The sequence below is a fragment of the Aestuariirhabdus litorea genome, from assembly GCF_003864255.1.
GTDB lineage: Bacteria > Pseudomonadota > Gammaproteobacteria > Pseudomonadales > Aestuariirhabdaceae > Aestuariirhabdus > Aestuariirhabdus litorea.
In genome coordinates this window covers 760,458-781,633 of the sequence record NZ_QWEZ01000001.1, presented here as the reverse complement: position 1 = coordinate 781,633, position 21,176 = coordinate 760,458, and the positions used below count along the sequence as shown (strand labels likewise).

Here is a 21,176-nt window from a genome sequence, read left to right as displayed (position 1 = left end):
GTCTTGAACCGAGCTTAGCGGCTGACAGGGGCGGGGGCAAAACTGTACAAATCAACATGTCGCCTGAAGTGACAGGTAATGTCTAAATCGCCTTCACCTTTCGTTCTCCGCAGCGTTTGCAACGCCAGGCGGTAACCAGGCAGCCCTGTTTTACATCGAACTGTTTCTGGTGTTCGATCTCCCACTTGTGAAAGCCGTTTTTGCACAGGGTTTTGCCCTTGGCTTTCTCCTTCAGGGAGGGCTTGCGAAACGCCACCACCTCACCCATGGTAAGCCCCACCGACGGCCGTCTCAGGCCCCTTATATTTTGCAGGCATCGCCACAATCATTGTCCGCCTCAGGCTCGGGCTGGGCATCGATAAAGGAGTCGGTGCTGAACTCGTCATCCACCTCCTCCAGAAAATCGAAGTCGTCGGTTTCCAGGGTGTCTCTCTCGTCAGCTGGACTCATGATGGGCTCCACTGGGGGCTAAACTGAACCCTATCCTAGGGTCAGGAAGCGTCACTTGGCAACCCCGCCCACGACCAATGAGACCCAGGGCACCTAATGGCAGGTGACGAAGCGATGGATAGCTCCTAGAATACGCCCAGATTTCCGACGGACCCCCTTATGCTTTACTGGCTAGACCTCTTTGGAACCATCGTGTTTGCCATCTCCGGCTGCCTGATTGCAGGGCGACGACGGATGGACCTGTTTGGGGTGATGGTGGTTTCCCTGGCCACCGCCATCGGCGGCGGTACCTTCCGCGACCTGATCCTGGGCGCAACCCCGGTCTTTTGGGTACGCGACCCGATCTACATCCAGCTTAGCCTGCTCACCTCCCTGCTGGTGTTCTGGAGCGCACGCCGTATCAATGTGGACCTCTATGGGCTCAAATACGCCGATGCCCTGGGGCTGGCGGTTTTCACCATTATAGGTACCCAAAAAGCGCTCTCCTACGGCAGCGGGCCGACCATTGCCATCATGATGGGCATCATGACCGGGGTCATGGGGGGCATGATCCGTGACCTGCTTTGCGCCCAGGTGCCCATGGTGCTGCGTCGCGAGATCTACGCTGCCGCCTCCCTGATGGGCGCGGCCGTTTACCTGGGTTTGCTGGCGCTACCAATCCCCGTCGAACTGTCGATGCTGCTATCGGCGCTGGTGACCCTGAGCATCCGCGTGCTGGCGATCCGCAGGAACCTCTCGCTCCCCACCTTCCGCTTTCATAACTGACCCGGATTCCGCTGCACCAGAGCACGCAGTCCTCAGCGCACCGGCGCTGCCCCAGGCGACCGACGACCTGCCATCGTTCTCTGGCCGCTCAGCATCCCTGCTAACGTGATCTACGACCTACAGCGACGTAGGGCGTGCCGGCTGCGCAGAAGTACAGCTGCCGTGCCCGAACATACCCTTCTCCGCTACCGCCCTCTCTTTACCCTTTGATCGCTACCGGCATCCCTGCCTAACGCGATCTACCTACATCCCCTTCGCCGCTACCGCCATCCATGGCTCTCGCGGCATACCGTACATCCTGTACATAAAAAAAATGGCAGACCAGGGGGTCTGCCATCAATTCAACACGTGCGGGTGTCGATAGGTACCCCTCGAGTGTACGCGAGCGCGGTGGGCACGCAATGGGGCAAAATGTCGCAGGCAGCCCCTATCGGCGCCGCAGCAGGAGGTTACACCAACCCTGTTCGACGCCGCGCAGCGGGCTACGGCTCTCCCACAGCGACTCAATTTTCAACAGGGGGTGGTGCTGCAGCAGCGGCGCCAGGCTCTCCGGCGTCTGGTCACAAAACAGGCGCCCCCGACCGTCCACACGCTCTCCGGCACCCCGTTTGAAGGATGCGTAGCACACCCCTTCCGGTACCAGCGCGCGGGCAATGCGATCGAACAGTTCGGGAAGCTCGGCCTGGGGCGAGTGCAGCAGACTGGCACTGCACCAGATCCCTTCGTAGCAAGCCTGGGCTTCAAGCTGCTGGGCCCGCATCACTCCCGCCTCAAGGCCAGTCAGGCGCGCGGCTTCGGCCACCATCGCCGGCGAGGCATCCACCGCAGTGACCCGATAACCTGAGCGTGCAAAAAAGAGGCTGTCACGGCCGGACCCGCAGCCCAGATCGAGAATGCGCCCCGCCGGGGGCACGAGCGCGAGAAACCGGCTATAGAGCGGTTCCATGGGCAGGGCACGGGTCTCTTCCGCGTAGGCGGATGCGTTCTGTTCGTAGTAGTCCAGGGTCTGTCGCTGCGCGCACAGTTGCTGGTAACGCTCGACAATCGGAATATCCGCTGCGGCCCACTGCAGTGCCATCAGCGCTGCAGGTTCCAGCCAGCAGAGCCGGTCATGGTCCCTGGGCTGTGGTTCTCCCGCCACCAGACGCACGCAGTAGGCGTGCAGCCGCACCTGCTTGTCGCCATAGGTATGGGGATTCGATAGCACGAAGTCGCCCACCTCGCACTCCACCCCCAACTCCTCCTCTAGCTCGCGCCTGAGGCACTGGCGGTGGGTTTCACCCGCTTCCAGTTTGCCGCCGGGAAACTCCCAAAACCCAGCCAGAGGATCGCCGGGCGGACGACGCGCTGCCAGCACCTTGCCGCCCCGCTCGATGATGGCCGCTGTTACCTCAATCACCGCCCCTTCTCCTTAGTATCTCTCGTATCTTTAAGGGTTTGAGGGCTCAAGAGTTGTCAGCAACTCCTGAATCGCCCCCAGATCAAAATCCACCAGCAGGGCGCCCAATTTTTCAGCAAAATGACGTTCCGCGTCCCCCATCCCCGCCAGCTCCAGCTCCAGCTGGCGCAAGGCTTCAATGTCCCCTAGCTCCACGGCCTGCTGCAAACGATTGAAACAGGCTGGCGGCAATACAGGTAGCGGTACCTGCACCTCCTCTTCGACGTCGGGAAGCGATAAAGGCTCGTACTCTACCCCAAGATGCTTCTGGATCTTGCTAAAGAGTTCGGATGCCCGAAACGGTTTGGCGATAAAGTCATCAAAGCCATAATCCGCCAGGTGATCGACAAACTCGGGAAAGACCGAGGCGGAGACAGCGATCACCCGGGTATTGGGGTAACGTTTGGAGTCTCGTATGCGTCGAGCGGCCTCAGTGCCACTCATCACCGGCATGCGGATATCCATCAGCACCAGCGGCAGAGGATCGGACTCCAGATGATCCAGCACCTGCTGGCCGTTGTGAACCTGCAGGGTTTCAAAACCGGCCTCCCCCAGAAGACGTGACAAAATATCACGATTGGTTTCCTGGTCATCCGCAATCAGAACGCGCACCCGTTGCCCAGCCTTAAGGTGGGGGGCCTGCAGACGCTCATCCACCAACTGCAAACCAGACTGGTCGTCAAGCTCTCGCAGCGGCACCGTAAAACTGAAACAGCTCCCCCTGCCCTCCTGGCTTCTAACCCTGAGGCGCCCCCCCATCAGTTCACAAAGCCGTCGACTGATGGCAAGCCCAAGGCCGGTGCCCGAGCTTTGGTGACCGGTGTCGGCCTGCTTAAAGGGCTCAAAAATTGCTTTGAGCTTATCCGCAGGAATACCCACCCCGCTGTCCTCGACGCTGAATTCCAGCATCTGTTGTTCGGGGCATTCACGAACCCTCAGCAGCACATGACCGCGCTCGGTAAACTTGATCGCATTGCCCAGTAGGTTGATCAGGATCTGGCGCAATTTGACTTCGTCGGTGGCGATGGTCAGGGGCAGGTCTGGCGCCACTTCCATCATGAACTCCAACCCCTTTCCCTGACAACGCTGGCGGATGATATCGCTGACACTGTTGAGCAGGTCGGCCAGCCGGGTCGACCCCATCTCCAACTCCAGGCGGCCACTCTCGATTTTTGAGATGTCGAGCACATCATTAATCAGGCTCAACAGGTGCTGCCCGCAGTTTTCGATCCCTCGTAACGCCTGGCGCTGCCCGGGATTGGCGCTCTGGTCACGCAGCAATACCTGCACATAGCCGAGGACCCCGTTGAGTGGAGTCCGCAGTTCATGGCTCATATTGGAGAGAAACTGGCTCTTGGCCCGGTTGGCCTGTTCCGCCGCCTGGCGTGCCGACCGCATCTCCATATCGATCAGCTGGCGGCGGCTGGCCATATCATTGATGATCTGCGCCACCAGGTCGCCATCGCTACGCTCGCTCATGCGCTGGCTGAAGTCCCCCACGGCGATCGCCTCGCATACCCGGCTCATCTCCTCGTTGGCGGCGATCAACTGGTGGTAACTCTGGAACATGTCATCCACCTCGTCACCGCCTTCCTCCCTAGGCCGAGGGCGGCGAATCTTGCCCTTGGCCAGATCACGCAACAGACTGGCCATCTCGGTAATGGGGTCGATCACCGGCTGCAACAGCAGCGACAGAATCAGGATCATCAGGATCAGGGTGGCTACCCCGATCACGCCGGTAAAGTGACTCAGGGAGCGGGAGCTCTCCAGTACCGCATCCAGGGGAACGCCCACAACAAAGGTCCACTGTTCGCTGGCGGCACCCACCCGTATGGGGGTATAGATCTTGAGGATCTCCTGCTGCAGCTCGGTTGAATAGACCACCTCGCTGTAGGACCGGTTCTCCAGCAGGCTGCTCCGGGCCTGCCGGTACTGGGGGTCCTCCGCCAGGGACTCACCCACCAGCGAGGACTCGCTGTGGGCAAAGAGGGTGCCCTTGTCGGAAACCAGCCCCGCATAACCCAGGTCATTGACACGGGCGCGAACCACCTGCGCCTGCAACACGCTCGAATCTAGGTCGATCCCCACCACCCCCAGAAAGCGGTCATACTCCATAATCGGTACCACCAGGCTCACCAGCAGGCGTCCATCGGCATAGTCCGTATGACGATCGGGCTCAAAGATCACCGCACGATGATTCCGCTTCATCCGCTGGTAAAGGTCGCTGTTGACCAGGTGATCGGTGGGCATGCGAACAATCAGGTTGGTACGCAGTTGCCAGGCAGGGATGAAACGCCCGGTCGCGTCATGGGCAGGGGTATTGATGTATTCGAGATCGCGCCCGTCAAAGGCATCGGGCTCCCAAATGGACCAGACCGAGGTGATATTGAGGTCATCCTCAAAGGCGCTGATCAGCATATGGTTGGCCAGCTGGCGGTCGAGGTGGCCGCTCTCGATAATCTGTACCATGGCGGCGCGCAGCATATGGGCTTTGTAGAGTCCGTTTTGCAACACAGCCTGCACCACACGACTGTTACCCAGGGCGGTCTGCTCGGCGATCTCGTAAGCCTGGGTGCGGGCGGTGTTGCTGGATTTGAGGCCCACCAGCAGGGCGGTGGTAATAAAAGCTGCCAGGATAACCGCACACACGATAATGACAATCTTGGCTTTTATTTTCACGCCGCTATCCGTCCCCTGAGAAATTGTTAGAATGCCCGCTCAGGCCCCATCGATGTCACCCCTTCACCAACGGGAGTCCCTTTCAGACCTGTGAGCATACCATCCGTCACCTTTACGCCGATAGGCATCATACACTCCTGTTTCCGACAGAAGTTCGGCATTCCCCGACAACCCGGCCTGGTGCGCGCGGCACGTGGAGAGCTTGAGCTTTTGCCTCCCTATAACCGCCGCGAGGCACTGGCTGGGCTGGAGGGGTTCAGCCACCTCTGGATCCACTTTATCTTCCACCGCACCATGGCGGAGGGGTGGAGGCCAACCATCCGCCCCCCCCGTCTCGGCGGCAAAAAACGGGTTGGGGTGTTCGCTACCCGCTCCACCCACCGGCCCAACCCCCTGGGGATGTCAGTGGTCCGGCTGGAGTCTATCGTGGAGCGGGAGGGCAAACTGCTGCTGGAGCTGTCCGGCATTGACCTGCTGGACCAGACACCGGTGGTGGATATCAAACCCTATCTGCCCTACGCGGATATCATCGACGATGCCAGCGGCGGCTTTGCTCCGGAGCCGGATGGGGGCGCTGCGGTCCGGTTCACCGTCGAGGTCGAACAGTTTTGCGACCACTATCAACGCCAGACCCGGCGTGACCTGCGTTCACTGGTGGAGCAGATTCTCGCCCAGGACCCCCGCCCCGCTTACCTGCACCAGAGCAGCGAACGCAGCTACGGAATGCACCTGTGGGAGCTGAACGTGCGCTGGCGCATCGAGGACGGTGGTTTTCTGGTCTACCTAATCGAGCCGGGAGAGCCGGTCAACGAATAGTAGCCCCCGCCCATCGCGCCTCAGATCGGCATCTCATCCCCCTCACGCACCACCCGAAAGCCGATGTCGTTAAGGGGGCGTGACGGCAACCAGCCCTCGCGGTTGGAGGCCCGCAGGCTCCAGTAACCTTCATTCCAGGAGCCACCACGGATGACCCGCTTGCACTGGGCATCGCCCGCCACCGCCCGCGGGTATTGGCTGCTGAAGAGCGCGTAGGCGTCCGCCTGATAGCAATCCTCGACCCACTCCCAGACATTGCCAAGGGTGTGGTAGAGGCCAAATCCGTTACGGTCCAGGGCATGGGCCGGTGCCGTGGCCGGGAATTCGATGTCGCACTGCGGCCTGCCGCAGTTCACCCGCTCTGAGGCCATGTGGTTGCCCCACCAGTAACGGGTGATGGAGCCTGCCCGCGCGCCATATTCCCACTCGGCCTCCGTCGGCAAGCGATAGCGTTTGCCGGTGATCGCGGAGAGCCAACGGGCGTAAGCCTGGGCATCCTCCCAGCTGACACAGACCACCGGGTGGTCAGCGGTCTGTTCAAATCCGGGGAAGCGCCATCCCTGCTCGATCTGTGCGGCAAAGGTTCCGGCCACAAAGCCGCCACAGCCACTGCTGGCCCGCTGGGGATTCGCCTCGATAAAGGCACTGTACTCCTCCCGACTCACCTCGCTGACCGACATCGCCACCACCTGGGTGATCCTGACCTCAAAGGGAACGCCGCCCGGTCCGCGCTCATCGCTGTGGCCATCGCCGGGGAAGGCTCCCATGTAAAAGCGGCCGGCAGGTAAACGTACCATCTGCGGGCAGGAGGAGCAGGACTGCCCGTTGACCAGTAGGTCGCGAAAGGGATAGGGGGTATAGCGCTCAGCAGCACTAAGCGGCCAGGATAGCACCAGCAGAAGCAACAAGCAGACTCTCATCTCAAGCCTCCTCACCGCGCGGCCCGGGCTAAAAACCAAGGACCGCACTCAAGCATATGAAACGAAATCAGTATAGACAGCCCGGGGCACTCTTGCGCCAGCGCAATGGGTTGCCGATCCGATCCCGGCGTGTGAGGAGGTCGTAACCGCCTAGGCGAGACTGTCGATAATTGCCTGCAGCGCCCGGGCAGGGTCGGGGGCCTGGGTGATGGGTCGACCGATCACCAGATAGCTACTGCCCATGGCCATCGCCTGGGGAGGGGTAACGATCCGGCGCTGGTCCCCCTTGTCACTGTCGAGGGGACGGATACCCGGGGTCACCAGGCTAAAGGCGCTGCCCAGCTGCTCGCGCAACAGGCTCACCTCCTGGGCGGAGCAGACCACTCCATCGAGACCGCTGTCGTGGGTGAGTTGAGCAAGGCGCCGAACCTGGTCGAGAGGATCCAGATCGAGGCCAATCTCGGCGAGATCGCTACGCTCCATGCTGGTGAGCACGGTGACCGCGATCAGCAACGGGTTAGGGCCAGTGCGCTGCTCCAACACCCCACGGCAGGCTTCCATCATTCGACGCCCTCCGCTGGCATGGACATTGACCATCCACACCCCCAGTTCTGCGGCCGCCTTTACCGCCTTGGAAGCGGTGTTGGGAATGTCGTGAAACTTGAGATCAAGGAAGACCTCAAAACCACGCTTATGCAACGCCTCCAACACCGCCGGGCCCGCACAGGTAAAAAGCTCCTTGCCCACTTTCAATCGGCACTGTGAAGGGTCCAGGCGGTCAGCCAGGGCCAGGGCAGCAGCGCTGTCGGGGTAGTCGAGGGCGACAAGAATCGGAGACATAGGGAGATCCAGGAGAAAGTGAAAAAGGGGTAAACCTATTGGCGAACCGGGCCGGTTGTTGATGCGCGGGGCGACCCAAAGGGAGTGTCCGGGGAAACCTAAGGACGCTATTGTAAAGCCAGCCCTACTGCCCCTCAATACCCCGTATCGGTTTTACCGCACCCCACTCCTTGCAGCTGGGGCACTGCCAGTGCAGCTCCTTGCCACTGAAGCCACATTGACCGCAACGGTAGACCGGCTTGCTGTCGATCACGCGGGAGACCAGGTTGGCCAACAGCCCGAGGTTTTCACGACTGCTGCCCTCCAGCTGCTCCAGATGCAGATCAATCAACCCGTAGAGTCCTTTGAGAGAGGGGCGCCTGACCAGTTGGTTGACAATGAAGCGGCTGGCCCGGTTGCTCCCGCTGGAGCGGTGAATTCCCTCGGCAATCGCCAGCATTACAGCCGTCGACGGGTGCTCCTTGAGACAACGGTTGAGATAGCCGGAGATCGACTGGAAGCGACCCAGCTTTCGATCCACTTTCACCAGCAGGGGAACCGACTCCGATACAAACTCCGGGTCCTGCTGGGCGATCCGCTGCAGCGCTTTGTTGGCCGCCCGGTAGTTGGCCTGCTCGTACTCCATGGCCCCCATCAGGAGGCTGGCACGCACCGAGTTTCGATCCGCCTGTAAAGCCTGCTGCAAGCGCTCTCGCGCATCATGGTATTCGCGGCGCTGCAACGACAGCTCCGCCAGTTCGCAAAAAAAGTGGGTCATCCGGTTGCGGTAATAACCCTCATCCCGGCTCAGCAGCTGCCGCGCGACGTCGATGGCGCGCTGCCACTCCTTTTCCTGCTGATAAACATCCAGCAGGAGCTTAAGGGCATCGTAGCGGATACTGTTCTCCGCCTTGGCAATATCCCTTAATAGCGCTTCGGCTCGATCCAGTAGTCCCGCCGACAGGTAATCCCGAGCCAGCTCCAGCTGGACCCTGAGGGATTGCTGGTAACTGAGGCTGGGTTTGGCCAAAAGCCCCTGGTGAACCTGGATCGCCCGCTCGATCTCACCACGGCGGCCGTAAAGCCGTCCCAGAGTGATGCGGGTTTCAAAGGTTTCGGCACTTTCGCTGGTGATATCCAGTGCACGAATAAAGGTTTCGATCGCCTCATCCGGCTGGTCATTAAGCAGGTAGTTGAGGCCGACGAAATACTCCTGGGAAAGATTTTCCGCTTTCTTGCGTCGCTTCCTTTCTCGGTCGATACGACCCAACGCATAGCCTATCGCGATCGCTGCAAAGAGGAGTAGCAGCAAGCCCCATTCCGGCATCAGTCGCTTCCTTTGATGACGCTCTCATGCAGACTTTTCAGCTCTGCGTTACGCCTTGCCAGCTTTCGGCCCAGGCTCTTGTTACGCATCCATAAGCGAGACACGACGAAGGCAGCCGATACTACCCCCAGCAAGCCCCCTGCCACAAACGCCAGCAGGAGATACCAGGCAAGGCTTCCTTCAGGCGTTTCATAGCCCAGATAGCTAATGGTCACCAGATCGGTATTGGAGGCCACGAACTCGACCGCCATCACCAGCATCAGCAGCAACAGGGCTGCCAGCAATAGCCACCTAAGCCATGTGATCAGCGCTTGCATAGCCCCCCCGCCTTAACGGTCAATGTTATTGAGATATCCGATGGGCAACCCGCAGGGTTACCGAACAGAAAAATTATAGGTGGTGCCGCTCGCAAAAAAAACAGGCCAGTGCAACCAGCCTCTTTAATTACTCTGCCTGAAGGCTCAGGTTAACGCGCTCACGCAGCTCCTTGCCGGGCTTAAAGTGGGGCACATATTTGCCCTCAAGGCGCACGGAGTTCCCTGTCTTGGGGTTACGGCCAACCCGAGGAGCCCGATAATGCAAAGAGAAACTACCAAACCCACGGATCTCTATACGCTCTCCGACCGCCAGTGTCTGGGACATCTGTTCAAGCACCGTCTTGATCGCCAGCTCAACATCCTTGACGGACAGCTGCCCCTGCTTCTCTGCAATACGTTCGATCAGTTCCGATTTGGTCATCTTTATCCCAGCCCCTAATCACGGATGCACTAAAAATAGCCAATCGCTATAAATAAATCAAGTAACTGTTTGATTATTAAGGACATATTAAGGGTATTTGGACAGGCTTTACACAGTTCACCCTTTTTCCCTGGCTAAAGCGGGGCTCCGCCCGCAGGCTTTCCCCTGATCATCCCTACCCGACCAGCACACAGGTCCCTAAATACCGCAGGACCCGGCATAAAAAAAGGCACCCGAAGGTGCCTTTTTTCAACCACAGGGAGTGAATTACTCCTTGTTGCCCATCTGCGCCTTGATCAGGTCACCGATGGTGGTCGGGCCGGCAGCGGCCACTTCCTGAGAACGCAGCTCTTTCATAGCAGCTTTCTCATCGGCTTCGTCCTTGGCCTTGATGGACAGGCTGATCACGCGATTCTTGCGGTCAACGCTGACGATCTTGGCTTCAACGGCGTCACCGACTTTCAGCACGTTAGTCGCGTCTTCAACGCGGTCACGGCTGATTTCGGAAGCACGCAGGGTACCTTCCACTTCGTCGGCCAGGGTGATGATCGCCGCCTTGGCGTTCACTTCCTTCACCACACCATTGACGATGGTGCCCTTCTCGTTAACAGCAGCAAAGTTGGAGAACGGATCGTCTTCCAGCTGCTTGATGCCGAGGGAGATACGCTCACGCTCAGGATCGATAGAGAGGATAACGGTCTCCAGCTCTTCGCCCTTCTTGTAGTTGCGTACGGCTTCTTCGCCCACTTCGTTCCAGGAGATGTCAGACAGGTGCACCAGGCCGTCGATCGCGCCTTCCAGACCAATGAAGATCCCGAAGTCGGTGATGGACTTGATGCTGCCGCTGATCTTGTCACCCTTGTTGTACTTGCTGGAGAACTCTTCCCATGGGTTGGCCTTGCACTGCTTGATACCCAGGGAGATACGACGACGCTCTTCGTCGATATCCAGAACCTGAACGCCCACTTCGTCGCCCACTTGAACGATCTTGGAAGGATGCACGTTCTTGTTGGTCCAATCCATTTCGGATACGTGAACCAGACCTTCAACACCCTCTTCCAGCTCAACGAAGCAGCCGTAGTCGGTCAGGTTGGTTACGCGACCAGTGGTACGGGCGCCTTCAGGGAAACGGTTCTTAACGGCAACCCATGGATCTTCGCCCAGCTGCTTGAGGCCGAGGGAAACACGGTTACGCTCGCGGTCGAACTTGAGGACCTTAACGTCGATCTCGTCGCCAACATTGACGATTTCGCTCGGATGCTTGATGCGCTTCCAGGCCATATCGGTGATGTGCAGCAGGCCGTCAACGCCGCCGAGGTCAACGAACGCACCGTAGTCGGTGAGGTTCTTGACGATACCCTTGATCTCTTGACCTTCTTGCAGGGACTCGAGCAGGGCGTCACGCTCAGCGCTGTTCTCGGACTCAAGCACGCTACGACGTGAAACCACCACGTTGTTACGCTTCTGGTCCAGCTTGATAACCTTGAATTCCAGCTCTTTACCTTCCAGGTGAGTGGTGTCACGCACAGGACGCACGTCAACCAGGGAGCCCGGCAGGAAGGCACGGATAGAGTTAACATCAACCGTAAAGCCACCCTTGACCTTACCATTGATAACACCCTTAACAATCTCTTCGGCTTCACAGGCTGCTTCGAGAACCTTCCACGCTTCAGCGCGCTTGGCTTTCTCGCGGGACAGCTTGGTTTCGCCGAAACCATCTTCAACCGCATCCAGCGCAACCTGAACTTCGTCACCCACGGCGATGGTGAGCTCGCCGGCATCGTTCAAAAACTGCTCGCGCGGAATAACACCTTCAGACTTGAGGCCCGCGTGAACGGTTACCCAGTCGCTGTCGATGTCAACAACCAGGCCGCTGATGATGGAGCCTGGTTTCATGTCGAGCCCTTTCAGGCTCTCTTCAAAAAGTTCTGCAAAGCTTTCGCTCATTGTGATTCCTGTTGTTTAAAGTCTACGGCTTCCCAGGGCAACAGCCCCGATCCGCCTCCACCACAGTGCCAGCCTGTGGGGTCAAATAGCAAAAGGGCGCAATGCCGCGTCTCTGGCGCTACGGCTTTGCACCCCCTGGTACGATGACTAAATCAAACCGCGCCTGGCGGTCTCTTTCAGTATCCGTTCGAGTACTTCTTCAATGGTCAATTTGGTGCTATCGAGCAGCACTGCATCCTCTGCAGGCTTCAGGGGGGCTACGGCGCGGTTCATATCCCGCTCGTCACGCTCCTGGATATCAGCCAAAAGGCGCTGAATGCTAACATCAATACCCTTCTCTTGCAACTGGCGACGACGACGCTCAGCCCGAACATCGGCGCTGGCGGTCAGGTAAACCTTGAGCGGCGCATGGGGGAACACCACCGTACCCATATCGCGCCCATCGGCCACCAGCCCGGGGGCTTCCGCAAAGGCACGCTGGCGCTTGAGCAGTGCCGTGCGCACAGCGGGCTGGGCCGCGACCTGGGAGGCGGCCACGCCACACTCCTCGGTGCGCATACTCTTGCTGACCACCTCACCCTCCAGCACTACCTGCAGGGAGCCGTTTTCGGCGGTGGCAAACTGCACATCCAGGTGCTCCGCCATCACCCGCAGGGAATCCTCATCCTCCAGCCCGACATCGTGATTCTGCGCCGACAACGCAACCAGTCGATAAAGCGCGCCACTGTCGAGCAGATTCCAGCCCAACTTCTGCGCCAGCAGCGCGCTGATGGTTCCCTTTCCGGACCCGCCCGGGCCGTCAATGGTAATCACCGGTACCCGGCTGCTTGATTGATCGGTCATAAATTACTCTTCTGTTTGCAAATGAAAGCCGACGGACTGGGCCAGTTCGACAAAGTTGGGGAACGAGGTGGCCACATTGGCGCAGTCACGGATGCGGATCTCCCCACTGGCCCGCAGGGCTGCCACGGAGAAGGCCATGCCGATGCGGTGGTCGCCATGACTGTCGACCTCTCCCCCGCTCATGGGGCCACCCTCGATCTCGATACCATCCGGGCGGGTTTTAAGGCTTACCCCCAGCGCCTCGAGGCCGTCGGCCATCACCTGGATACGATCACTCTCCTTGACCCGCAACTCCTCTGCCCCCTTGAGAAGGGTGCGCCCTTCAGCACAGGCAGCCGCTACAAAAAGCACCGGAAACTCGTCAATCGCCAGCGGCACCTGGTCTTCGGGAATCTCGATCCCCTTGAGCTGGGCCGAACGCACGCGGACGTCCGCCACGGGCTCGCCACCCACCACCCGCTCATTCTCCAGGCTCAGGTCGGCGCCCATCTGGCGCAGGATATTGATCACCCCGATGCGGGTGGGGTTGATGCCTACGTGGGTAATCAGCAGATCGGAATCCGGTGCAATACTGGCCGCCACCATAAAGAAGGCCGCCGAGGAGATGTCACTGGGCACCTCAATATGGCACCCCTGTAGCTTGCCTCCCCCCTGAATGCTGACCCGGTTACCCTCGACCCGCACCGGATAGCCGAAGCCCCCCAGCATGCGTTCGGTATGGTCCCGGGTCGGTGCCGGCTCGGTCACCGAAGTCTCCCCTTCGGCGTACATACCTGCCAGCAGGAGGCAGGATTTCACCTGGGCACTGGCCATCGGCATCGGGTAGTCGATCCCCTTTAGCGCTGAGCCACCCTGAATCTTCAAAGGGGGGCGCCCCTCGCTCTGGGTCTGGATCACCGCCCCCATCTGCGCCAGCGGGTTGGCCACCCGACCCATGGGGCGTGAAGAGAGGGACTCATCACCGGTCAGGGTGCTGTCGAACTCCTGCCCGGCCAGCAGGCCGCAAAACAGGCGCATGGCGGTTCCGGAGTTACCCAGGTAGAGGGGCCCCGGGGCCGCTTTCAGACCCTGCATTCCGACGCCATAGATGGTGACCTTGCCCTGGTGGGGCCCCTCGATCACCACACCCATATCCCGAAACGCCTGCAACGTGGCCAGACTGTCTTCCCCCTCGAGGAACCCCTCCACTTCCGTCACCCCCTCGGCCAGGGAGCCCAGCATAATGGAGCGATGGGAGATCGATTTGTCACCGGGAACGCGGATCTCTCCACGTACTGAGCCGCCGGGACGAGCAACGAAACAGATATCCTGTTGGGTCATGGGTTCCATATAAGCCTTTCGAGATTGCATCTTGGTAAAGTGATCACGCGCCACCTTGGCGCGGGTAAATACGCCCAGCATGTACTGGCCATTCTCCGCCTCAATCGCAGCCCGAAGCTTGTCCAGATCGAGGGTAAAGTCGCGCAGCGCACGCAGTACCGCGTCCTTATTGGCAATAAAAATATCGTGCCACATGGTCGGATCGCTGGCAGCAATGCGGGTAAAGTCGCGAAAACCACCGGCAGCGTAGCGGAAGATCTCCTGATTGTCGCGCTCGGTGGCCAGGGTATCGACCAGCGAAAACGCCAGCAGGTGAGGCAGGTGACTGGTCACCGCCAGCACCTCGTCGTGGCGCTGCACATCCATCTCCAGCACCTCGGAGCCGGTCGCCAGCCACAAGGCTTTAACCACCGCCAGGGCCTCGTGGTCGATCATGGCATGGGGGGTCACCAGCACCTTGTGGCCGACAAAGAGGTCGGCCTGGGCGGCTTCGACCCCGCTCTTTTCGGAGCCGGCGATCGGGTGGCCCGGCACCAGGTTGGGGGGAATCTCCCCAAAGGCCACCTCGGCCGCCTCCAGCAGGGAACGCTTGGAGCTACCGGCATCGGTGATGATTTTGCCTTCCAGGTCGAAATGCGACAGCTCCAGCAGTACCGACTCCATGCTCAGGATCGGCACCGCCAGCATAATGATATCCGCCTCCGCGACCGCCTCGGACAACTGGTCGCGGAAGTCGTCGATAATCCCCCGGGCCTTGGCGATCCTAAGGGACTGGGCGTTACGGTCGCAGGCCAGCACCTGTTGACAGACACCGGCCTGGCGAATGGCGGCCGCAAAGGAGCCGCCGATGAGGCCGAGGCCAATCACCAGCAGGGTACCAAAGCGGGGCTGTGCCACGGGCTGCGTCATCGCCGCTACAGCACCGCCTGGGGGTAAGAACCCAGGATCTTCAGGTCCGACGCGGACGCCCCCACCTGTTTCATCACCTCGGCGATATGGGGTTGGTCCACATGGCCCATAAAGTCGATGAAGAACACGTAGTTCCAGGCACCCGTGTTGGAGGGACGGGTCTCTACGCGAGTGAGGTCGATACCGGCCGTGCGGAAAGGCTCCAGCAGGTCATGCAGGGCACCGGGCTGGTTGCGCATGGCGACCATGATGGAGGTCTTGTCGGCACCACTCTCGGGCACCTCCTGGGTACCGATGATCAGGAATCGGGTCGAGTTATCGGGCTGGTCCTCGATCTTCTCGGCAATCTTCTCCAACTCGTACAGTTCGGCGGCCATATCGCCGGCAATCGCCGCCGAATGCCACTCACTCTTGATACGCCGCGCCGCCTCGGCATTACTGTTAACAGCCACCCGCTCCACATTGGGGTAATGGGAATCGAGCCACTTGCGGCACTGGGCCAGGGACTGGGCGTGGGAGTAGATGCGCGAGATCTTGTCCTTGCGGGTGGTCTCGGAAACCATCAGGTGGTGGTGGATACGCAACTCCACCTCACCACAGATCTTGAGCCCGGAGTCCATAAAGTTGTCAAGGGTGTGGTTGATCACCCCCTCGGTGGAGTTCTCCACTGGCACCACCCCGTAGTTAACCGCCCCGGCCTCAACCTCGCGGAACACCTCGTCGATCGAGGACATGGGCACGGATACCGCCGAATGGCCAAAGTGCTTGAGTGCCGCGGCCTGGGTAAAGGTGCCCTCGGGGCCCAAAAACGCCACCTTGACCGGCTGTTCCAGCGCCAGGCAAGCCGACATGATTTCACGAAACAGGCGCGCCATCTCCTCACTGTTGAGGGGACCGCTGTTGCGCTCCATTACCCGGCGCAACACCTGAGCCTCACGCTCGGGGCGGTAAAACAGGGCGTCAGTATCACCGCCCGCCTGTTTCACGGCCGCCACCTCCTGGGCGCAGGTAGCACGTTCGTTAATCAGCCGCTGTATATCGGCATCGATCGAGTCGATCTTTTCGCGCAGGTTCAATAGCTGTTTTTCTTCTGACATTGGCCTACCCATAGCGTCGTTCAAATTCGTTCATGTAACCCACCAGCGCATCCACAGCCGCCTCGGGTACTGCATTATAGAGGCTTGCGCGCATCCCCCCTACGGAGCGATGGCCCCGCAGGTTGAGCAGCCCGGATTCCTCGGCCCCTTCGAGGAACGCGTCATTGAGCGTTCCGTCAGCCAGAGTAAAAGGGACGTTCATCCGAGACCGGTACTGCGGCTCCACCGGGTTGGCGTAGAAGCCGCTGCCATCAATCGCAGCATAGAGCTTATCCGCTTTGCGCCGGTTGCGTTCAGCCATCACCCCAAGCCCACCTTCGCGCTTGAGCCACTGAAACACCAGTCCCGCCAGGTACCAGCCATAGGTGGGGGGAGTATTGAGCATGGAGTGGTGATCAGCAATCAACCGGTAGTGCAAGGTCCTCGGAACCACCGCCAGGGCGCGATCCAGCAGATCCTCACGCACCAGCACCAGGGTCAGTCCCGCCGGCCCAATATTCTTTTGCGCGCCGGCGTAGATCAGGCCGAAACGACTCACATCCAGCGGTCTGGAGAGCAGTGTAGAGGACATATCCGCCACCAGGGGCGCCGAAGGAACCTCTGGTATCTCATTCAGTTCGAAGCCACCAATGGTTTCGTTGGGAGTGTAGTGGAAGTAGTCCGCCGCCTCGCTGAAGCGCCACTGTTCGATCGGCGCCAGGCTGCAATAGGAGGCTGGCTGGCCATCGGCCACCAGGTTCACCTCACCAAAGCGACGCGCCTCCTCAATCGCCTTGCTGGACCAGAGCCCCGTATTCAGGTAATCGGCTTTGCCGGTGAGCCCCATCAGGTTGAGTGGCACCGCTGAAAACTGGGCGGTCGCCCCGCCCTGAACAAACAGGCAGTGGTACTGATCGGGAATCGAGAGCAGTTCGCACAGATCCTCCTGCGCCTGCCGGGCGATTCCCTGGAACTCGTCGCTGCGATGACTCATCTCCATCACCGAGAGTCCGCGCCCCTGCCAGTCGAGCAGATCCTGCTGCGCCTGTTCCAGCACCTCGGTTGGCAACGCCGCCGGCCCGGCACAGAAGTTATAGCGTCTGCTCATGTTCTCTTGGCCTTACCTGTCCGCGGGGTGTCCCGGGGACACCCCGCAGGGCACTACAGGTCAGCGTCACCCTCTTCGAATTCGGTCTCTTCCGGCTCGTCGACCCGCTCCACCCCCACCAGGTGCTCGTCACCCGACAGTTTGATCAGGCGAACCCCCTGGGTGTTGCGGCTCTGCAATGACACCTCATCCACCCGACTCCGCACCAGGGTGCCCTGGTCGGTAATCAGCATCATCTCTTCACCGTCGACCACCTTGACCGCCCCCACCATGGCGCCGTTGCGCTCGGTGGTCTGCATCGCAATTACACCCTGGCCACCGCGCCCGCGCAGCGGGAACTCGCTGGCCAGGCTGCGCTTGCCGTAGCCGTTAAGGCTGGCGGTCAGGATCTGGCTATCCTCCTCCGGAATAATCAGGGAGATGGTCCGGAACCCGGCGGACAGGCGGATACCGCGCACACCGCGGGCGGTACGACCCATGGTGCGCACCTCCTGCTCGTTAAAGCGGATCGCCTTGCCGGAGTCACTGAACAACATCACGTCCCGATTGCCATCGGTGATGGCCGCACCGATCAGGGTATCCCCCTCATCCAGTGCCAGCGCGATCAGGCCACTGCTGCGGCGACGGGCAAACTGCTCGAGTGGGGTCTTCTTCACGGTTCCCTCGGCGGTGGCCATAAATACGAAGTGACCCTCGGTGTACTCCTGCACAGGCAGGATGGCGGTGATCCGCTCATCCGCCTCCAGGGGCAGCAGGTTCACCAGCGGACGTCCGCGGGAGGTACGCCCGGCCTGGGGAATCTCGTAAACCTTGAGCCAGTAGACCTTACCACGGCTGGAGAAGCAGAGGATCTGGGTGTGGGTGTTGGCCACCAGCATATGCTCGATGAAATCCTCATCCTTGACCGCACTGGCGGACTTGCCGCGGCCTCCGCGCTTCTGCGCCTGGTAAGTATCCAGCGGCGTGGTCTTGGCGTAACCACCGTGGGAGATGGTGACCACCATATCCTCCTCGGTGATCAGGTCCTCGACGGTGAGGTCTCGGCGAGAGCTGATAATTTCGGTCTTGCGCTCGTCACCATACTGCTCAAGCACCGCTTCCAGCTCCTCGCGGATCACCTGCAGCAGGCGCTGGGGGTCGGCCAGAATCAGCATCAACTCGGCGATCCGCTCCAGCAACTCCTTGTATTCGGCGATCAGTTTTTCGTGCTCGAGGCCGGTCAGGCGGTGCAGGCGCATCTCCAGAATGGCCTGGGCCTGGGCGGGAGAAAGGAAGTACTTGCCCCCCTCCTTGAGCCCGAACTGCTCGGGGAGGTCGTCGGGCTTGCAGGCATCGGCGCCCGCCTTTTCGAGCATCGCCAGTACGTAACCACCATCCCAGGCGGTAGCGATCAGGCGCTCCTTGGCCTCCTGGGGAGTGGGAGACTCCTTGATCATCTTGATCACGGGGTCGATGTTGGAGAGCGCCACCGCCAAGCCTTCAAGCAGGTGCCCCCGTTCGCGGGCCTTGCGCAGCTCGTACACGGTACGGCGGGTCACCACTTCACGGCGGTGACGGACAAAGGCCTCCAGCATCTGCTTGAGATTGAGGATCTTGGGCTGGCCATCCACCAGGGCCACGACGTTGATACCAAACACCGTTTCGAGCTGGGTCTGGGCATAAAGGTTGTTGAGGACCACCTCACCCACCTCACCACGGCGCAGTTCGATCACCACTCGCATACCATCCTTATCGGATTCGTCGCGCAGCTCCGAGATCCCCTCGATCTTCTTCTCTTTGACCAGCTCGGCGATCTTTTCGATCAGGCGCGCCTTGTTCAACTGGTAGGGCAGCTCATGGATTATGATGGTGTGCTTGTTGCGCTTCTCGTCGATCTCGACCTCGGCACGGGCACGGATGTAGATACGGCCACGGCCAGTGCGGTAGGCCTGCAGTATGCCCGCCTTACCGTTGATGATCGCCCCGGTGGGGAAGTCGGGACCCGGGATATACTCCATCAGCCCATCGACATCGATATCGGGATCGTCGATCAGCGCCAGGCACCCCTTCACCACCTCGGTCAGGTTGTGGGGCGGGATATTGGTGGCCATCCCCACAGCGATACCGGAGGAACCGTTGACCAGCAGGTTGGGAATACGGGTCGGCATGACCGCCGGGATCTGCTCCGTGCCATCGTAGTTGGGCACAAAGTCGACGGTCTCCTTATCGAGATCCGCGAGAATATCGTGGGCGATCCTCTGCATGCGGATTTCGGTGTATCGCATCGCCGCCGCCGAGTCGCCGTCCACCGAACCGAAGTTACCCTGGCCGTCGACCAGCGTGTAACGCATGGAGAAGGGCTGGGCCAGACGCACGATGGTGTCGTAGACCGCAGAGTCACCATGGGGGTGGTATTTACCGATGACGTCCCCGACCACACGGGCGGATTTCTTGTAGGGCTTATTCCAGTCGTTGCCCAGCTCGCTCATCGCAAACAGGACACGACGGTGAACCGGCTTCAGGCCATCACGCACATCGGGCAAGGCTCGACCTACGATAACGCTCATTGCGTAATCGAGGTAGGACTGTTTCAGCTCCTCCTCGATATTGACCGGCTGAATTTCTTTGGCAATGTCACCCATTACGGATCAGATTCCTTTATCTGTGCAGGGGCTGCACCCTGACTTGCGATGGGATGCGACTCCTTCGCACCACCCGCTACACAGCCCCCAAATAGCAATAATCAAAGACGCGAGAGTATACCCGAAGCACCGTTCCCTGTATATCTTAAGCACTCTTAAGCGTATGATTTATAACCAGCAATTATTCTCCAGCCCGGTGCAGCGGCCTCGCCTTCAGGCACCCGCCATCAACTGTTCCAGCCGGGAGCGGTCCGGCGCCTCCACCACCCCTCTCTCCGTGACCAGAAGATCGACCAGCGCTGCGGGGGTCACATCGAACACCGGGTTGGCCACCGGGCAGCCCGCCACTCCGATCGAGCGCTCCCCGAGCAGGAGCAATTCATCCCCGGAGCGCTCCTCGATCGGGATCAGCTCCCCCTTGTCCAAACTCATATCAATGGTGGAGGTAGGTGCCACCACCATCACCCGGGCACCGTGATGGCGGGCCAGGATGGCCAGCCCATAGGTACCGATCTTGTTGGCTACATCACCGTTAGCCGCCACCCGGTCGGCACCCACCACCACCCAGCTCACCCCCTGCTCGCGGATGATATGGGCTGCTGCCCCATCGGCATTGAGTACCGCCGGAATCCCCTCCCGCAGCAGCTCCCAGGCGGTCAGCCGCGAGCCCTGCAGCCAGGGTCGGGTCTCATCCATATGCACCCGCTGGAGCACTCCTTCGCGCCAGGCACTGCGGATCACCCCCAGGGCGGTGCCGTAGCCGCCGGTGGCCAGGGCACCAGCATTACAATGGGTCATCATGACGTGGGGGCCGTCACCAGAGAGGCGGCGTATCGCCTCCACCCCCAGCGCGCCCATCCGCTCATTGTCACGGCGATCCCGCTCATGGATAGCAATCGCCTCCTGCTCGGCCAGCTTCGCCAGCCGGGCGCTCTCGGCCGTCGACTCGATCAGTGCCTGCATGCGATCCAGCGCCCACATCAGATTAACCGCCGTCGGGCGACTCTGGCGCAGGCACGCAATGTCGGTATCGACCCGCGCCCGCCAGTCACTGTTTCCACTGTGCCGGGCCAGGGAGAGGGCGACGCCATAGGCCGCCGTTATGCCGATCGCCGGCGCGCCCCGCACCACCATATCGGTGATGGCACGCGCCACCGAGGGGGCATCGGTAAACGTCAGGTAGGTTTCTTCACCGGGCAGCAGCCGCTGATCCAACAGCTGCAACCCGGCTTCACTCCACAATACGGCATCACACCGCTGCTGCTCTGCACTCACTCTTCACTCCTGTAGGGGTTACCCAGCCTGTTACCAGGAACCATTCCCCGGCATGAAACCCCTGCATTCCGGGGGCGCGGCTACGATACAAGAAATGCTCTCAACAGACAAAATGTCGGGTATAC

18 protein-coding genes are annotated in these 21,176 nt (G+C 60.4%); 2 read left to right on the top strand and 16 right to left on the bottom strand.

The window, feature by feature from the left end:
- Positions 1-82: 82 nt before the first annotated feature.
- Positions 83-268, bottom strand: a complete 186-nt coding sequence (locus D0544_RS03770; protein WP_125014665.1) for a hypothetical protein — start codon at positions 266-268, stop codon at positions 83-85.
- A gap of 32 nt (positions 269-300) precedes the next feature.
- A complete protein-coding gene (locus D0544_RS17085) occupies positions 301-450 on the bottom strand; it encodes a hypothetical protein (RefSeq protein ID WP_164880824.1) in 150 nt (49 codons plus the stop codon).
- Positions 451-609: 159 nt separating this feature from the next.
- On the opposite strand from D0544_RS17085, the gene D0544_RS03765 reads away from it, so the two are divergent.
- Positions 610-1,215, top strand: coding sequence for a trimeric intracellular cation channel family protein (locus D0544_RS03765; protein ID WP_125014664.1), 606 nt, complete (start codon positions 610-612; stop codon positions 1,213-1,215).
- A 427-nt stretch (positions 1,216-1,642) separates the two neighbouring features.
- Here the strand turns inward: D0544_RS03765 and D0544_RS03760 are convergent, their stop codons facing one another.
- Positions 1,643-2,614: an NUDIX domain-containing protein gene (locus tag D0544_RS03760; protein ID WP_125014663.1), complete on the bottom strand. Its 972-nt coding sequence runs from the start codon at positions 2,612-2,614 to the stop codon at positions 1,643-1,645.
- Positions 2,615-2,644: 30 nt separating this feature from the next.
- Positions 2,645-5,332 (bottom strand): ATP-binding protein, encoded by a 2,688-nt coding sequence (locus D0544_RS03755; protein WP_125014662.1) that lies wholly within the window; start codon positions 5,330-5,332, stop codon positions 2,645-2,647.
- A 90-nt stretch (positions 5,333-5,422) separates the two neighbouring features.
- Here D0544_RS03755 and tsaA point away from each other — a divergent pair, with 90 nt between their 5' ends.
- Positions 5,423-6,148 (top strand): tRNA (N6-threonylcarbamoyladenosine(37)-N6)-methyltransferase TrmO, encoded by a 726-nt coding sequence (gene tsaA / locus D0544_RS03750; RefSeq protein ID WP_243647240.1) that lies wholly within the window; start codon positions 5,423-5,425, stop codon positions 6,146-6,148.
- Between the two features lie 20 nt (positions 6,149-6,168).
- Here the strand turns inward: tsaA and D0544_RS03745 are convergent, their stop codons facing one another.
- The 12 genes from D0544_RS03745 to mtnA all read right to left on the bottom strand — a co-directional run bounded on the left by D0544_RS03745 (position 6,169) and on the right by mtnA (position 21,051).
- Positions 6,169-7,068, bottom strand: coding sequence for a formylglycine-generating enzyme family protein (locus D0544_RS03745; protein ID WP_125014661.1), 900 nt, complete (start codon positions 7,066-7,068; stop codon positions 6,169-6,171).
- A gap of 150 nt (positions 7,069-7,218) precedes the next feature.
- Positions 7,219-7,908, bottom strand: a complete 690-nt coding sequence (gene pyrF / locus D0544_RS03740; RefSeq protein ID WP_125014660.1) for an orotidine-5'-phosphate decarboxylase — start codon at positions 7,906-7,908, stop codon at positions 7,219-7,221.
- Positions 7,909-8,032: 124 nt separating this feature from the next.
- The gene (gene lapB, locus D0544_RS03735; protein ID WP_125014659.1) at positions 8,033-9,214 is read right to left on the bottom strand and encodes a lipopolysaccharide assembly protein LapB; all 1,182 of its coding nucleotides are present in this window, start codon (positions 9,212-9,214) and stop codon (positions 8,033-8,035) included.
- Positions 9,214-9,531, bottom strand: coding sequence for a lipopolysaccharide assembly protein LapA domain-containing protein (locus D0544_RS03730; protein ID WP_125014658.1), 318 nt, complete (start codon positions 9,529-9,531; stop codon positions 9,214-9,216). The genes lapB and D0544_RS03730 overlap by 1 nt, the downstream gene beginning before the upstream one ends.
- A 127-nt stretch (positions 9,532-9,658) precedes the next feature.
- Positions 9,659-9,952 (bottom strand): integration host factor subunit beta, encoded by a 294-nt coding sequence (gene ihfB, locus D0544_RS03725; RefSeq protein ID WP_125014657.1) that lies wholly within the window; start codon positions 9,950-9,952, stop codon positions 9,659-9,661.
- Between the two features lie 267 nt (positions 9,953-10,219).
- Positions 10,220-11,899 (bottom strand): 30S ribosomal protein S1, encoded by a 1,680-nt coding sequence (gene rpsA / locus D0544_RS03720; RefSeq protein ID WP_125014656.1) that lies wholly within the window; start codon positions 11,897-11,899, stop codon positions 10,220-10,222.
- Positions 11,900-12,046: 147 nt separating this feature from the next.
- A complete protein-coding gene (gene cmk / locus D0544_RS03715; protein WP_125014655.1) occupies positions 12,047-12,742 on the bottom strand; it encodes a (d)CMP kinase in 696 nt (231 codons plus the stop codon).
- Between the two features lie 3 nt (positions 12,743-12,745).
- On the bottom strand, positions 12,746-14,971 hold the full coding sequence (locus D0544_RS03710; protein WP_125014654.1) for a bifunctional prephenate dehydrogenase/3-phosphoshikimate 1-carboxyvinyltransferase: 2,226 nt from the start codon (positions 14,969-14,971) through the stop codon (positions 12,746-12,748).
- Between the two features lie 5 nt (positions 14,972-14,976).
- Positions 14,977-16,068, bottom strand: coding sequence for a prephenate dehydratase (pheA, locus tag D0544_RS03705; RefSeq protein ID WP_125014653.1), 1,092 nt, complete (start codon positions 16,066-16,068; stop codon positions 14,977-14,979).
- Between the two features lie 4 nt (positions 16,069-16,072).
- The gene (gene serC / locus D0544_RS03700) at positions 16,073-17,155 is read right to left on the bottom strand and encodes a 3-phosphoserine/phosphohydroxythreonine transaminase (protein WP_125014652.1); all 1,083 of its coding nucleotides are present in this window, start codon (positions 17,153-17,155) and stop codon (positions 16,073-16,075) included.
- 53 nt (positions 17,156-17,208) lie between these two features.
- A complete protein-coding gene (gene gyrA, locus D0544_RS03695; RefSeq protein WP_125014651.1) occupies positions 17,209-19,776 on the bottom strand; it encodes a DNA gyrase subunit A in 2,568 nt (855 codons plus the stop codon).
- A gap of 213 nt (positions 19,777-19,989) precedes the next feature.
- Entirely contained in the window at positions 19,990-21,051 is a 1,062-nt protein-coding gene (gene mtnA / locus D0544_RS03690; protein WP_125014650.1) for an S-methyl-5-thioribose-1-phosphate isomerase, read from the bottom strand.
- Positions 21,052-21,176 lie beyond the last annotated feature (125 nt).